The organism is Terasakiella sediminum, from assembly GCF_033100395.1.
In the GTDB taxonomy this organism is placed as follows: Bacteria; Pseudomonadota; Alphaproteobacteria; order Rhodospirillales; family Terasakiellaceae; genus Terasakiella.
On record NZ_JAWLVJ010000005.1, the window covers coordinates 111,901 to 125,840 of the forward strand.

The window sequence follows — 13,940 nt, forward strand, 5'->3', positions numbered from 1 at the left end:
GAACCTTAATTAAAAATTGTTCAACAAGCTATTGGCGATACTGACAACATCTCTGGCCGCCGGGCAGGTGGGGGCGAGGCTGAGCAAGGGTTGTTGCGCCTTTATTGTATCACGAACACGCTTGTCCCAGCGAATCACACCTGCAAGTGGCGGTGAAATACCCAAAAAACCTTCGCAGGCACGGCGCAGCGTGTTGTAGGTGCGTTCCCCATCGCGGATCGAATCGCTTTGATTAACCACAATGCGCAGATCAAGACCAGGGCGTTCTTTCGACATGGTCTTGATGAAGGCATAAGCATCGGTCATGGCGGTTGGTTCATCAGCCGTTACCACGAGACAGGTGCCAGCCTTGGTGGTTAGCTGGCGGGTTGGACGATCAAGCCCTGCCCCCAGATCAATAATCACACGATCATAAGAAGCTGCGAGCACACCCAAATCATTGCCCAGATGCTGGACCTGATTGGCGGGGATATGATTCAGTGCGCTAGACCCGGACCGCCCGGCAATAATGTCATAACCTGCATCGTCAAAGGGCTGAACGGCCTGGTTCAGGGTCAGATTGCCCCCGATCACACCAGACAGATCACACTTGGGCATCAGGCCCAACTGGATATCCACATTGGCCAGACCGAAGTCGCCATCAAACAAGAGTGTACGTTGACCCAGATCGGCAAGAGCATGAGACAGCGTTACGGCGAACCAGGTTTTTCCCACGCCCCCTTTGCCAGAAGCAACGGCAAATACATTGCCGCCCTTTCGGGCTGTTGGGGCGGGTGTTGTTTTTTGTATAGCTGCAAACATAGCTATTATATGTACAGAGAAATGGTTACTGAACAGTTAGGCAAAGATATTTTTTTGGTTAATTTTACACCTTCAACGCAAAGAAACACCGAGCCTTTTGGTCTCGGTGTTTCTTTAAGGTTTTGATTTTTATAGATATAGTTAGCTAGTCACATCAACCAGTGCTTTGGCAAGCTTTTCGATTTTTTCCATTTGCAGGCCCGCAACGTTAATACGGCCGCCTTTTACGACGTAGATCGCGTGATCGTCGCGCATTTTGGCGATCTGGTCATCATTCAGGCCCAGCAGGGTGAACATGCCGCGTTGGTTGGCGATGAAGTCCCAGCGGTTGGACCCTGTCAGTTCACGCAGTTTGTCAGAGAAAGCTGCACGCAGGCCATTTACGCGGCCACGCATTTCAGTCAGTTCTTCTTTCCAGATTTTGGTCAGTTCAGCATCTTGCAGGATGGTGCGAACAACAGCTGCACCGTGATCTGGCGGCATGGAATAGATGCCACGTGCGATCGCGCCAAGGTGACCCTGGCATTTCTTGGCCAATTCTGCATCTTCAGATACAACGATGGAGCAACCAACGCGGTCACGGTACACACCGAAATTTTTGGAACAGGAAACGGCAATCATGGCGGTTGGGACATGTTTCAGCAAAGCGCGCATGCCCTTAACATCTTCTTCCAGACCATCGCCAAAGCCAAGATAGGCGAAATCGATCAGTGGGATCAGGCTGTTTTCAGCCAGGAATTTGCCCATTTTGTCCCACTGTTCTACAGACATGTCGCGGCCTGTCGGGTTGTGGCAGCAGCCGTGAAGGACAACAACGTCGTCTTTCTTGGCATTGCCAAGGGCAGAACACATGTCGTCAAACAGCACATCCTGTGTGTCGTAATCAAAGTAAGGATAAACTTCCACATCCAGACCCACGCCTGTCCCCAACAGGGAATGGTGGTTCGGCCAGGTTGGATCGCTGACCCAGATGGTGGCATCTGCCTTGGCGCGTTTAACCAGTTCGGATAACAGACGCAACGCGCCACTGCCGCCCGGGGCCTGTGCGGCACCTGTCAGGCTGAGGTCATAATCATCGCCCAGCATGAACTTGGTCATTTCTTTGTTGAATTCCGCATCGCCCGTCATGCCAACATATTTTTTGGTGCTTTGGGTGGCGTGCAGTTTGTCTTCGGCCTGGCTGACGGCTTTCATGACAGGCGTTTCGCCTTTTTCGTCCTTGTAGATACCGACGCTCAGGTCGATCTTGTCGGCACGGTCATCGGCCTGAACTTTGGCCATCAACGCGATGATTGCATCGACTTGTGGCGCGGCTAGGTTTTGAAACATATTTATCCCCTTTTATTAAATCTGACCAATGGTCTTAATCTTGGCTTTCGGGTGGACTTCACTTTGGGAAATCACAGCCGTTGATGGACGGAAGCGTTCAATGATTGAACGAACATAAGGTCGGATCGCCGGGCTGGTCAGAAGGGCAGGTGTTTCGCCCATCATGGCCTGACGTTCAAACGTCTGGCGAACCATATTGATGAATTCCTGCATCTTGCTTGGCGCCATGGAAAGCTGGCGTTCGTCGCCACTGCCAACCAGGCTTTCAAGGAAGACCTGTTCCCATTCGGGCGACAGGGTAATCAAAGGCAGCACCCCTTGTGGATTGACCAGCATATCGCTGATCTGACGCGCAAGGCGGGAGCGCACATGTTCAGTAATCATATTGATGTTGCGGGTATAGCCTGTGGCTTCGGAAATCCCTTCCAGAATGGTCGGCAAATCACGAATAGAGATACGTTCCACCAGCAGGTTTTGCAGCACGCGCTGGACGCCGCCGACACTCATGCTGTTTGGAATGATATCACCGATCAGTTTCTGATGTTCCTTATCCAGATCATCCAGCAGTTTCTGCGTTTCTGTGTAAGACAGAAGTTCAGACATATTGTCTTTCACCAGCTCGGTAATATGGGTGGTGATGACGGTGCCGGGTTCCACGACCGTATAGCCACGGAAAAGCGCTTCTTCCCGGTTGTTGCTATCAACCCACATGGCAGGCAGGCCGAAGGTAGGTTCTTTGGTGGCTTCACCAGGCAGCGAAATATCTTCGCCGCGCGGATCCATAATCATCAACTGGTTGGGGCGCAAATCCCCACGGCCTGCTTCAATCTCTTTTACCCGGATGACATAATTGTTCGCTGGCAGTTGCATATTATCCTGAATACGCACAGAGGGCATGACAAAGCCCATTTCCTGTGCCAGTTGGCGGCGCAGCGCTTTGATCTGGTCGGTCAGTTTCTGGCCGTCCATACCTGCGTTTACAAGGGACAGTAGTCCATAGCCCAGTTCGAGACGCATCATGTCAATCTTCATGGTCTGGGAAATAGGTTCTTCACTAGGCGCAGGCGGGGCTGTGGACTCTGCCTGTTCTTTGATGACGCGTTCTTCGGCCTCGACTTTTTGCTTTTGCCATACGTAATAGGCCCCACCCCCGGTTAAGGCACCCAGAAACAGGAAGGGCAGCATGGGGATGCCGGGCATGGTTGACATGCCGACAAGGATAGCGGTGCTCATGCCCAGTGTTTTCGGATTGGCCCCAAATTGGGAAATCAGGGCCTTGTCAGCCGTACCTGCCACACCGGCTTTGGTGACCAGCAGACCTGCAGCAGTAGATACGATCAGGGCGGGGATTTGCGATACCAGACCATCCCCGACGGTCAGACGGGTATAGCTGTCTGCCGCCTCGGCCATTGCCAGGTCTTTTTGGACGACACCGATGATGATCCCGCCGATGACGTTGATAAAGGTAATCAGAATGCCTGCAATTGCATCCCCGCGGACAAACTTTGACGCACCGTCCATAGCCCCGAAGAAAGTGCTTTCATCCTGCAGTTCCTGGCGACGTTCTTTGGCTTGGTCTTCGTCGATCAGACCCGTTGAAAGGTCGGCATCAATCGCCATCTGTTTACCGGGCATGGCGTCCAGGGTGAAACGCGCGGTCACTTCGGCGATACGACCGGAACCTTTAGTGATAACGATAAAGTTTACGATCACAAGGATGGTAAAGACGATGATACCAATGATGAAATTACCGCCCATGATAAAGCCGCCAAAGGCTTCAATCACGGCGCCTGCCGCGTGTGTTCCTTCGTGGCCATCGGTCAAGATCAGACGTGTTGAGGCAAGGTTCAGCGCCAGCCGGATCATGGTGGCGATTAGAAGTACGGTCGGAAAGGCACTGAATTCCAGTGGTTTTTCCAGGAAGATCACCGTCATCATAATCATGACAGAGAAGGTAAAGGAAAAGGCCAGCGAGATATCCAGCAACCAACTAGGCATCGGGAAGATAAGAACAACCAGAATGGTTGATATCCCGATGGCCATACCAAAGTCGCCGTTCATGAAGGCTGTTTTTGCTTTGTTAAAGAAGGCGCTGAAGCTATCTCCGCCTTGTGCTGCCCCGCTGTCGCCTGGTTCTGCCATTTATGCGTACTTTCCTGACTTAAGGGGTGCCACCAGCTGCGGGAACGTCAAATCCTTCATCCCCGTAAAGCTTTAATTTATTGCGCAGCGTACGAATGGAAATGCCCAGCACGTTGGCCGCATGGGTGCGGTTGCCCAGGCAGTGATCCAGTGTCGCAATGATCAGTTTGCGTTCCATATCCGCAACGGTCTGGCCGACAAAATCTTCCGGTGCCCCTGTGCCGCCTGTTGAACCAGCAGTCGTACCTGCATCGCCTTGTCCGCCAGAAGGCGTGCCGCTGAGCATAATGGCTTCTTCGCCAATCTCTGTCGGGCCGCCGACCAAAACGGCACGGTGCATGGTGTTTTCGAGTTCCCGTACGTTGCCGGGCCAGCCATGTTGCAGAATTTTCTTTTTCGCAGCATCTGTCAACGGACGTTCTGCCATATCGTTGGCTTCAGCATATTTCTTGATGAAATGGGTTGCCAGAACAGCGATATCTTTCGGACGTTCTTTCAGGGACGGCAGCTGCAAATTCACCACGTTCAGGCGGAAATATAAATCTTCGCGGAACTCACCCTTGGCAACTGATTGTTCCATATTGCGGTTAGAGGTTGCAAGCACACGCACATTGACCGGAACCGGCTTTTTACCGCCGACACGATCAATTTCGCGTTCCTGCAGGATACGCAAAAGCTTGGCCTGCAGGCGCGGGTCCATCTCGGAAATCTCATCCAGCAGGATGGTGCCATTGTTGGCTTCTTCAAATTTACCGATCCGGCGCGCAACAGCCCCCGTAAAGGCCCCTTTTTCGTGACCGAACAGTTCCGATTCCAGCAGGTTTTCCGGGATGGCAGCACAGTTAACTGCGATAAACGGGCCGTCCTTGCGTTTGGAATTACGGTGAATGAAACGGGCCATGATCTCTTTACCCGTTCCGGATTGCCCGGTGATCAGCACACTTGCGTCACTGGGCGCGATTTGTTTTGCAAGGCGTACCACATCATCCATAACCGGATCATTATAGATCATGGCATGGCTTTCTTCGGCAACCGCGCTTAAGACCGCACCGATCAGTTCAGCATCCGGGGGCAGTGGCAGATATTCCTGCGCGCCCGCACGAATTGCCCGCACGGCAGCTTGGGCATCAGTTGCCACACCACAGGCCACAACCGGGGTATTGATGCGTTCGGCATTCAAATTGGTGATGAAGGTTTCAATATCCAGCTGGATGTCGACCAGAACCAGATCTACGCCTTTCCCTTGGCGCAGTGTTTCCAGACCATCGCGGATGTCGTCTGTATGAATGACTTTTGCGCCGCGCTTAACCGCAATCTGGCTGGCAGCACCGACTTGTCCATTCAATGTTCCGACGATCAAAATCTTCATTTATTCAAAACCTCTTTAATGGGCCTTAATCAAAATATTGCACACGACGATGCGGAGGCAAGATGCTGTTTAACATCATTTCCAGGCGACGTGGGTTTTCCTGGCGACCAATTGAGGCCGTTGCCAGAATATAAAGCTGGTTGACCAGAATTTCTTCATCCGAATTTCGTTCCAGTTTTGCAGCCAAGGGCATAAGTACCATATTCGACAGCACTGCACCATAAAAGGTGGTTAAAAGTGCGACGGCCATGGAGGGGCCGATGGTGCTGGGGTCATCCAGGTTCCCTAACATCTGCACCAGACCGATCAGCGTTCCGATCAAACCCATGGCCGGGGCGAATTCGGCAGCTTTGCGCAGGATGTTGGCCCCCTTATGGTGCCGTCCGGCCATGGCTTCCAGTTCGCCGATCATCATGTTTTCGACTTCGTCCGCAGGCGTGCCATCCACGATCATGGACAGGCCCTTGTGGAAGAATTCTTCACGTTTGATACTTTCCAGCACGCCTTGAAGCTGCAGCACACCTTGCTTGCGCGCAACTTCGGCAATGCGGATCGTTTGCACTGCAATGGTACTGGCATCCTGGCTGCGATACATCACCGTCTTTAAAACCAGTTGACCACTGCGCAGCATTTCCCCAAGCGAGAAACAGGCGGTTGTCACCCCGATGGTGCCGCCAAGTACGATCAGAATAGACGGCGGGTTGATGAATGAGTCGGGCGAGCCCCCCAGCACAATAGCTGCGATGACGAGTGCAAACGCGACAATCAATCCGATGATAGTTGCGGCATCAATCGTTGATTTGCTGCCCCCAATTCCTCCGCCTTCAGCCATATTTTCCTGCTTTAACTCCGGTCAGATTTAATAATCTCTGTCATGGTGACACCGAGACGTTCTTCAACGACCACGACCTCGCCACGCGCGACAAGACGATTATTAACATAAATATCAATCGCTTCACCAACTTTTCGATCTAATTCGATCACAGCACCGCGACCCAGCTTCAAAAGGTCGCTGACAGGCATGGTTGCCTTGCCCAAAACGGCGCTGACCCGGACCGGAATGTCATAGACGGCTTCCAGTTCACGTGCACTTGTCGGCAGATCCTGAACAGGGGCGCCCATGGCAGGACCAGCTTGTCCCATCTGGGCTTCCGGCGCCATCGGGCCTTCCGGATTATCCAGACTGTCGAGTTCTAAGTTTCCATCTTCATCAGCCATGCTGATTTACTCCTCTATCCTGCCTGTTCGGGCGCGTGATTTGCTGCAGGGGCATCCGGTGTTGTCTCCGCTTGCGGAGTTTCGCCCTGATTGGCACCTTGCGTCAAGTTTCGTTCGATAATTTCGTCAATTTGTTGCCAAAGTTCTTCGGAATTTCGCTCCGCCCCGCCTTCAGACCATTCCACACGGCAATCACCGGGCACCAGGTCGTCATGAGGCATCACGACGACGCGGCCGTCAAAGCCGACTTCATCGGCGATTTTGACCAGTTTTTCATGGACCTCATCGCGCAAACTTTCATGCACTTTGACGATAATGCGTGGTTCTGCGCGCAGCGGTTCCAGACAACGGCTGACCACATTGATAATTTCGTCCACCCCATGCTTTTCCGCATAAGCTGGGATAATTTTTTTTGTTACCGCACGGGCAACAGCCAAAGCGTGGGCTTCATGATCTTCCTGGGCCTGGCTATGTTGCTGGAAGGCCTGCGGGATAGATTGAGAAATCTGAGTTAAAGCATTGGCAATCAGATGTTCAAATTGCGCATTGGCTTCCTGCAATCCAGCCGTTTTACCTTCATCAAAAGCGGTTTGCTGTGCCGCCATAACCTCTTCTTCACTGAAGGTTGGGGCAGGGGGCTCTTCAAATTCTTCTTCCGCCTCTTCTGCGTCGGCTTCGTCGTGTTCTTCGGCAAATTCGAAGGTGGACTCATCATCCGGGTCGAAATCCGGATCGAAGGTGCGGTCTTCGAACATATATCTCTTAACGCCTGCCATGTTAGAATACCAACTCGTCGTCTTCGCCTGGCTGTGCGATATTGATCTCGCCCGCGTCGGCCAACTGCTTGGCGACCACAACGATTTCGGCCTGTGCCTCATCCACATCACGCAGACGAACAGGGCCCATGGCTTCCATATCTTCGCGCATCATCTTGGCAGCACGTTCAGACATATTCTTGAAGAACAGATCCTTGACCTCTTCCGACCCACCTTTCAATGCCATAGACAGTTTGTCTTTTTCTGCCTGACGCAGCAGCACCTGAATGCCAGCTGTATCCACACGCACCAGATCGTCGAATGTAAACATCAGTGCCTTAATACGTTCAGCAGATTCACGGTTACGTTCTTCAAGGGCGGTGATGAAGCGGTTTTCGGTGTTACGATCCAGGTTGTTGAAGATATCAGCCATAAGTTCGTGGCTATCGCGACGCTGGGTGCGGGCCAGGTTGGACATGAATTCAGAACGCAGTGTTTTCTCAACCCCGTCCAGAACTTCTTTCTGCACAGCCTCCATACGCAGCAGACGCATGATAACTTCCATGGCGTAGTTTTCCGGCAACAGCGAAAGAACGCGTGCGGCATGGTCCGGTTTAATTTTGGATAGGACAACCGCAACCGTTTGCGGATATTCGTTTTTAAAATAGTTGGCCAGTACGGCTTCGTGTACGTTGCCCAGCTTATCCCACATTGTACGACCCGCAGGACCGCGAATTTCTTCCATGATGTTGGAGACACGATCTTTTGGCAGGGCCTGGCGCAGCAGACGTTCCGTACTGTCAAACGTACCCACAAGGGAGCCGGCAGAAGACAGCTGATCGGCAAATTCTACAAACAGACGTTCGATCACGGTGGAGCTGACAGAACCCAGGGAGGCCATGATTTGCGACAGTTCGCGAATTTCTTCGTCATCCATCATTTCAAACAGGCGCCCGGAATGTTCCTCCCCAAGGGAAAGCATGAAAATTGCAGCTTTCTCCTGACCAGTTAAACTTCGGTAATCGTCCTTTACGCGAGCCATACTTCTTTACCTTTATGCTTCCTGATACATCCAGTTGCGGATGATCGCGAGCGCTTCTTCCGGGTGTTTGTCTACAATTTCGCCAACCTTCTTCACAGAAGACGCCTTCACGCGGCCTTCTACGCGGTCGATATCGATAAGTTCTTCAAATCCGTCATCTTCATCAGGTGCGGCATCCGATGGGACCGGTACACCAGCAGGGCCAGCCAAGGCTTCGGCTTCGGCTTCTGCGAGCGCAGCGGCTTCTGCAGCAGCCTGTTGTTCGAAGACACGTTTGATGAGGGGGCGGACCACCAGCAGGATTACCAGCAGGGCAACCAGACCCAGCACTGTCATCTCTGCGTACTTCATCAGTTCTTCTTTGGTGAAGATCCAGAAGACGATTTCAGGTGTGTCATCAATTTCTTCAACAGCGGCAAAGCGCATGTTGATCACATCAACGCGGTCGCGTTGGTCTTTATAGCCGATTGCACTCTGAACAAGGACGGAGATTTGATCCATCTCTTCCTGGCTGCGCGGCTCATAAGTTACCGTGCCGTCTTCGCCGCGCGTGTAAATCCCGTCAACCAGAACGGCGACGGACAAGCGGTTAACCACCGCTGTTTCACGCACGCGGTTGATGATTTTCTTTGAAATTTCGTAGTTAACAGTTTCCTGTTCGCGGTTGGCGCGTGATCCGGCTGTTGCACCCGAATTCCCTGTTTGCTGCGCATCAGGCAGATTATTGCCGACCGTTACGGCCAGGTCATTTTCACTTTCGTTACTTTCCTCGGACTCTGTCGCGGTGGAGGTTGAACGAACCACCTGACCTTCCGGGTCATATTCTTCTTCAACCGATGTTTCACGCGAGAAATCCATGTCTGCGTAAACTTCGGCGCGGACCTTACCAAATCCGACGGTGCGTTCCAAAAGGCCTTCAATCTTGCGTGCGATCTGTTCTTGTTTTTCAAGTTTCTGACGCTCGATCTCTTGCGTTTTATCCGCATTACCCGGCTGATCAAAGCCTTTGGCAAGTAGAGTCCCTTTGTCATCGACGATGGAAATCCGTTCCGGTACCAGGTCAGGCACGGCAGAAGCGACAAGGTGTTGAACCGCCGCGATCTGTTCTTTTTTCAGACGATCGCCACCACTCATGCGCAAAACAACAGAGGCGCTGGGCTGTTGCCGTTCACGTGAAAACAATTCACGGCGTGGCAGAACCAAATGAACGCGGGCGGCTTTTACGGTGCCGATGGATCGGATGGTGCGGGCCAGTTCGCCTTCAAGGGCGCGCACAAGATTTACGTTTTGCTGGAAGTTGGTTGAACCAATGCTTTCAGCATTATCAAAAACTTCGTAACCGACGGAGCCACCGGACGGCAGGCCATTTTCAGCGATCTTCAGACGCATGGAACCGACAAGATCGGAAGACACAAAAATTTCCGCCCCGTTCTGGGCAATGTCGTAAGGCACCTGTTCACGTGAGAGAATATCAACGATCTGGCGGGAGTCATCCTGGTTCAGCCCGGAATAGAGCAATTCCATCTGCGGGGTGCCAAGGCGCGTCATCAGGTAAATGAAGAAGGCGACCAGAGCCAATATGACACCGCCGACAACAGCCAGGCGCTGTGGTCCCAAATTCTTTAATGTGTCTACAAAACTACTCACTGGTCGATCCTTTTTGACTCTACTTAATCGCCTTTTCCATCATACGCAAACACTTTTGCCCATGAAACTACACCATAGAATCTAACGTAGCACCCCTAAACAAGAAGTTAATAACCCGGCAATTTTTGCCCAGTCTCCTATAAAACTTCTTTTCCCCCTTTAAAATGGCCTTAATTGGCCTGAGATTCTACCATAATTTTATATAAAAAAGAAAAATGCCCCGGTCACGCGAGGTGCCGGGGCCAAGTATAAAGAGAACCGATATAAATCGGAGATTTTCTGCGCGGTTAAACCTTGAAGGATTAACGTTTAACCCGCAGAAGTTCTTCCAACATCTCATCTGATGTTGAAATGATCTTGGCCGCAGCGGAATAGGCCCGCTGGGTGGTAATCATCGAGGTGAATTCTTCCCCCAGATCAACCGTTGAAGCTTCAAGGGATGATTGGTTCACAGAACCGGCCCCTGCAGAACCTGCTTCACGCACGGTTGGCTGACCGGAGAAGTCAGTTTCGATCCAGACGTTACCGGACAGACTTTCCATCCCGTTCGGGTTCACCATGGTGGCAACCGGGATCATAAAGACCGGACGGGTTACACCGTTATCGAACAAAGCCGTTACAACACCTTCTGCGTTGATGGACACCCCGGCGAAGTTACCGAAGGCCGCACCGTTCTGGGAGATGAAGTTGATCTGATAGTTTCCTCCGAACTGCGTGATCCCGTCAGCAACGTTATAGTTACCTAATGATACTTGCAGGGCAGGGCTTGTGGAGCCATCCATATCTTCTGCCCCGTTTGCCCAGTTGATCTTGTACTGGATAGTCGGATCAGAAGCTGTGGCTTCATCAGTTCCGAAAAATTTGTCTGGTGTCCCGTCCCCGTTAAAGGCGACAGCGTGACTTGTTTGTGAGGTCCAGCCTACTGTTGAGCTAATGGCTTCTACGTTGAAGGCGGTATTTTGCATAACAGAGTCAACACCACTGGTTTTCAATGCTGTGGCATCAACTGTCATTGTCTCAGCTGTATCAACATTATGGAATACAACAGCATTTTCACCTGCGATTCGTTCTGCCCAAGTGGTAGGAGGTGAATCAGCGACGCCACCAAAGTGATATTGCAATAGATTTTGAATGCGGGTACCAAGTTCATCCATAACTTGAGAAAGTGAACGGCTGTTGACGTTGATATCCAAGTTGGTATGTGTGCCCGGTGCGCCGCCTTGTGTTACAGCAAATGTGGCACTAGCACCGAAATTTGTGTTAACACCATTGGCGTTTGATTTGGCGAGGGTTGCACCGATTGTCGAATTACCCGCAGCGGCGATTGTATTGTTGACACTGATGGTCGCGTTTGCAACTGAAACCCAAGTTCCTGCGCCCCTAGCAGAATCCATTTGGGTTTCCATTGCACTGGCAAGTGCAGCAGCAGCAGTATTTGCAGATGCACCATTGGCAATAGTTACTTGTACTGCACCTGCCGTGGTAACCGTACTATCGGTGTCAAATTCGTATGAGACACCATCAATAGTGACGAGATCGCCATCAATGGGTTGGGTAATGGTGAAGCTATCTTGGTCCATGACGCTGTCGTCAGCGGTCGTGAAATCAATGGTATATGTCGCTGAACCAATTTGTAATGTCATCGAGGTGCCAGAATCTGGAACGGATGCAAAATCAAGACGTCCAATAGACATATAATTATTACGGGATGTATTTTGGTCTTCAATGACCATTGACTCTGCCCCAGCTGGTGGAACTACAGATAAATCCCATCCGTTGGATGCGCGTTTCGTCCAAGTGTGGTTGATGTTATGCGCACCGCCAAGGGAATCATAAATCAGAACGTCTGTTTTATGTGTTGAACCAACTGCATCTTCAGAAGGCAGGTTTGCGCCCATGGAGATGGTGGTGGAGGCAACGGCCGTACCACCAATTGTTTTCAAATTCAATGATCTTAGATTGTCAGAATCGACAATGTTGTCGTTAATGTAAACGGTATCACCAGAGGAGTTTTGATAGGCTTTCATATAGGTGTCATCATTGATGGTTTTTGTCACTGCTTGTGTGGAACCATCATATGTTTGCAAGGGCCAACCCTGCAGGTAATAACCGGATACATTTTGCAAATAACCATCTTTATCCACACGGAAAGAACCCGCACGGGAATAAGCATAGATATCCCCTGTGCCCGGATTACCTGATTCGTTTACGATAAACAGGCCGTTACCGGAAATTGCGATATCGGTTGCAGCTGATGTGGATTGCAACAGACCCTGAACGTCAACACCTTGACGGGGTTTGGATTGCACACCACCTGCGGAATATTTTGTCAAAGACGCTTGTTTTGTCACAAGGGTCTGGAAGTTTACAGTGGTATTTTTGTAACCGGTCGTGTTTACGTTGGTTACGTTATCGGCGATTGCACCCATGGCACTTGATTGTGCCTGAAGGCCGGATACGCCGGAAAAGAGGGCACCATATAAGCTCATCTTTTATCTCCTTAGCGAGTTGGTTTTGCAATTCTCGCGTTATCATTATGACTCCCCTGTTCTTGGGTCGCCGGTTCTCTAGTCGGTGGAGCTTTTGCTCCTGTTATTATTCGTCTTATGCAGTTATTGCAGCGGTCGCAGCTGTTGCAGCCGTGGCTGCATCACTTGCCGCTTTCGCTGCATTGGCTGCAGCCGTTGCAGCCGCTTGTGCTGCTTGTGCCGCGATACCGGATGTTGCAGCATCACTTGCATTGGTTGCGGCTTCTGCCGCAGCCGTTGCAGCTTCATTTGCTGCTGTAACAGCGTCATTTGCTGCTGTTACATATTCAGAAAGGTCTGTGTCAGGGTTGGCAGTCGCAAGGGCTTCAATTTCTGCAGCAGAGGCTGCAGCCGCTGTTTTGGATTTCTCAGCGTTTTGTGAATAGCCTTTGGCTGTCAGGGCCGCTTGCGCAATGGTGTCAACCTCACTCAGTTTGACCGCTTCTTCCTGAAGGGTCAGAACTTGATCAAGGGCGATTTCCTGGTTGTTGATCATCAGGATTGGATCTTTACCAGCGTAAGAAACGCCACTGACGATACCAAGTGTGGTTGTCGTAATATCAACAGGGGCACCGTCACCATCCTGTGCAACGACAGTAAGGTTATAAATGCCATCGGGAACCTGGTTGCCTTGCAGATCGGTACCATCCCAGACGACACCATGTTTACCTTGTGTCAGGTTACCATCAGCGGTCATGACTGTACGACCGGACGCATCCTGAATGGTGATCAATGTGCTGGCTGCATCTTCGTGAAGAATATAGTTAAATTCAGCCTGGCCGCCATAGACCTGAACATTGGAGCTTTCGGCCTCAATATAGTGACCTACATAGCCTGCAACGCTTGAAAGTTGTGAGTTTTCCTGTGCGGTGATCAGTGTCTCCAGGTTTGAGTTCTGGGCGATCTGCTGTTCCACACTGGCGAACTGAACCAATTGTGACGTAAATTCAGTGGCATCCATCGGATCAAGCGGATCCTGATGCTGCAACTGGGTTGTCAATAGCGTCATGAAATCATTCAGGTCATCTGCGAGTTTTTGCGCATCCTGGGCTGCACGGCCTGTTGTGGCAGCGGCGGTACCTGTAATAGCTTCAACCATGGTTCTCTTC

11 protein-coding genes are annotated in these 13,940 nt (G+C 51.3%); all 11 read right to left on the reverse strand.

Features of this window, described 5'->3' with window-relative positions; translation table 11 throughout:
• Positions 1-9: 9 nt before the first annotated feature.
• Positions 10-801 (reverse strand): MinD/ParA family protein, encoded by a 792-nt coding sequence (locus RYZ26_RS05335; RefSeq protein ID WP_317682127.1) that lies wholly within the window; start codon positions 799-801, stop codon positions 10-12.
• Positions 802-942: 141 nt separating this feature from the next.
• The gene (locus RYZ26_RS05340) at positions 943-2,130 is read right to left on the reverse strand and encodes an amino acid aminotransferase (protein WP_317682128.1); all 1,188 of its coding nucleotides are present in this window, start codon (positions 2,128-2,130) and stop codon (positions 943-945) included.
• 15 nt (positions 2,131-2,145) lie between these two features.
• A complete protein-coding gene (flhA, locus tag RYZ26_RS05345; RefSeq protein WP_317682129.1) occupies positions 2,146-4,272 on the reverse strand; it encodes a flagellar biosynthesis protein FlhA in 2,127 nt (708 codons plus the stop codon).
• A gap of 19 nt (positions 4,273-4,291) precedes the next feature.
• Positions 4,292-5,641, reverse strand: coding sequence for a sigma-54-dependent transcriptional regulator (locus RYZ26_RS05350; RefSeq protein WP_317682130.1), 1,350 nt, complete (start codon positions 5,639-5,641; stop codon positions 4,292-4,294).
• Between the two features lie 25 nt (positions 5,642-5,666).
• On the reverse strand, positions 5,667-6,473 hold the full coding sequence (locus RYZ26_RS05355) for a motility protein A (RefSeq protein ID WP_317682131.1): 807 nt from the start codon (positions 6,471-6,473) through the stop codon (positions 5,667-5,669).
• 11 nt (positions 6,474-6,484) lie between these two features.
• Positions 6,485-6,784, reverse strand: a complete 300-nt coding sequence (gene fliN, locus RYZ26_RS05360; RefSeq protein ID WP_317682218.1) for a flagellar motor switch protein FliN — start codon at positions 6,782-6,784, stop codon at positions 6,485-6,487.
• A gap of 89 nt (positions 6,785-6,873) precedes the next feature.
• On the reverse strand, positions 6,874-7,635 hold the full coding sequence (locus RYZ26_RS05365; protein WP_317682132.1) for a FliH/SctL family protein: 762 nt from the start codon (positions 7,633-7,635) through the stop codon (positions 6,874-6,876).
• A gap of 1 nt (position 7,636) precedes the next feature.
• On the reverse strand, positions 7,637-8,656 hold the full coding sequence (fliG, locus tag RYZ26_RS05370) for a flagellar motor switch protein FliG (RefSeq protein ID WP_317682133.1): 1,020 nt from the start codon (positions 8,654-8,656) through the stop codon (positions 7,637-7,639).
• Positions 8,657-8,668: 12 nt separating this feature from the next.
• Positions 8,669-10,303, reverse strand: coding sequence for a flagellar basal-body MS-ring/collar protein FliF (gene fliF, locus RYZ26_RS05375; RefSeq protein ID WP_317682134.1), 1,635 nt, complete (start codon positions 10,301-10,303; stop codon positions 8,669-8,671).
• Positions 10,304-10,605: 302 nt separating this feature from the next.
• The gene (locus RYZ26_RS05380) at positions 10,606-12,792 is read right to left on the reverse strand and encodes a flagellar hook-basal body complex protein (RefSeq protein ID WP_317682135.1); all 2,187 of its coding nucleotides are present in this window, start codon (positions 12,790-12,792) and stop codon (positions 10,606-10,608) included.
• Positions 12,793-12,907: 115 nt separating this feature from the next.
• Complete coding sequence (locus tag RYZ26_RS05385) at positions 12,908-13,930, reverse strand: flagellar hook assembly protein FlgD (protein ID WP_317682136.1); 1,023 nt, start codon at positions 13,928-13,930, stop codon at positions 12,908-12,910.
• Positions 13,931-13,940: the final 10 nt, after the last annotated feature.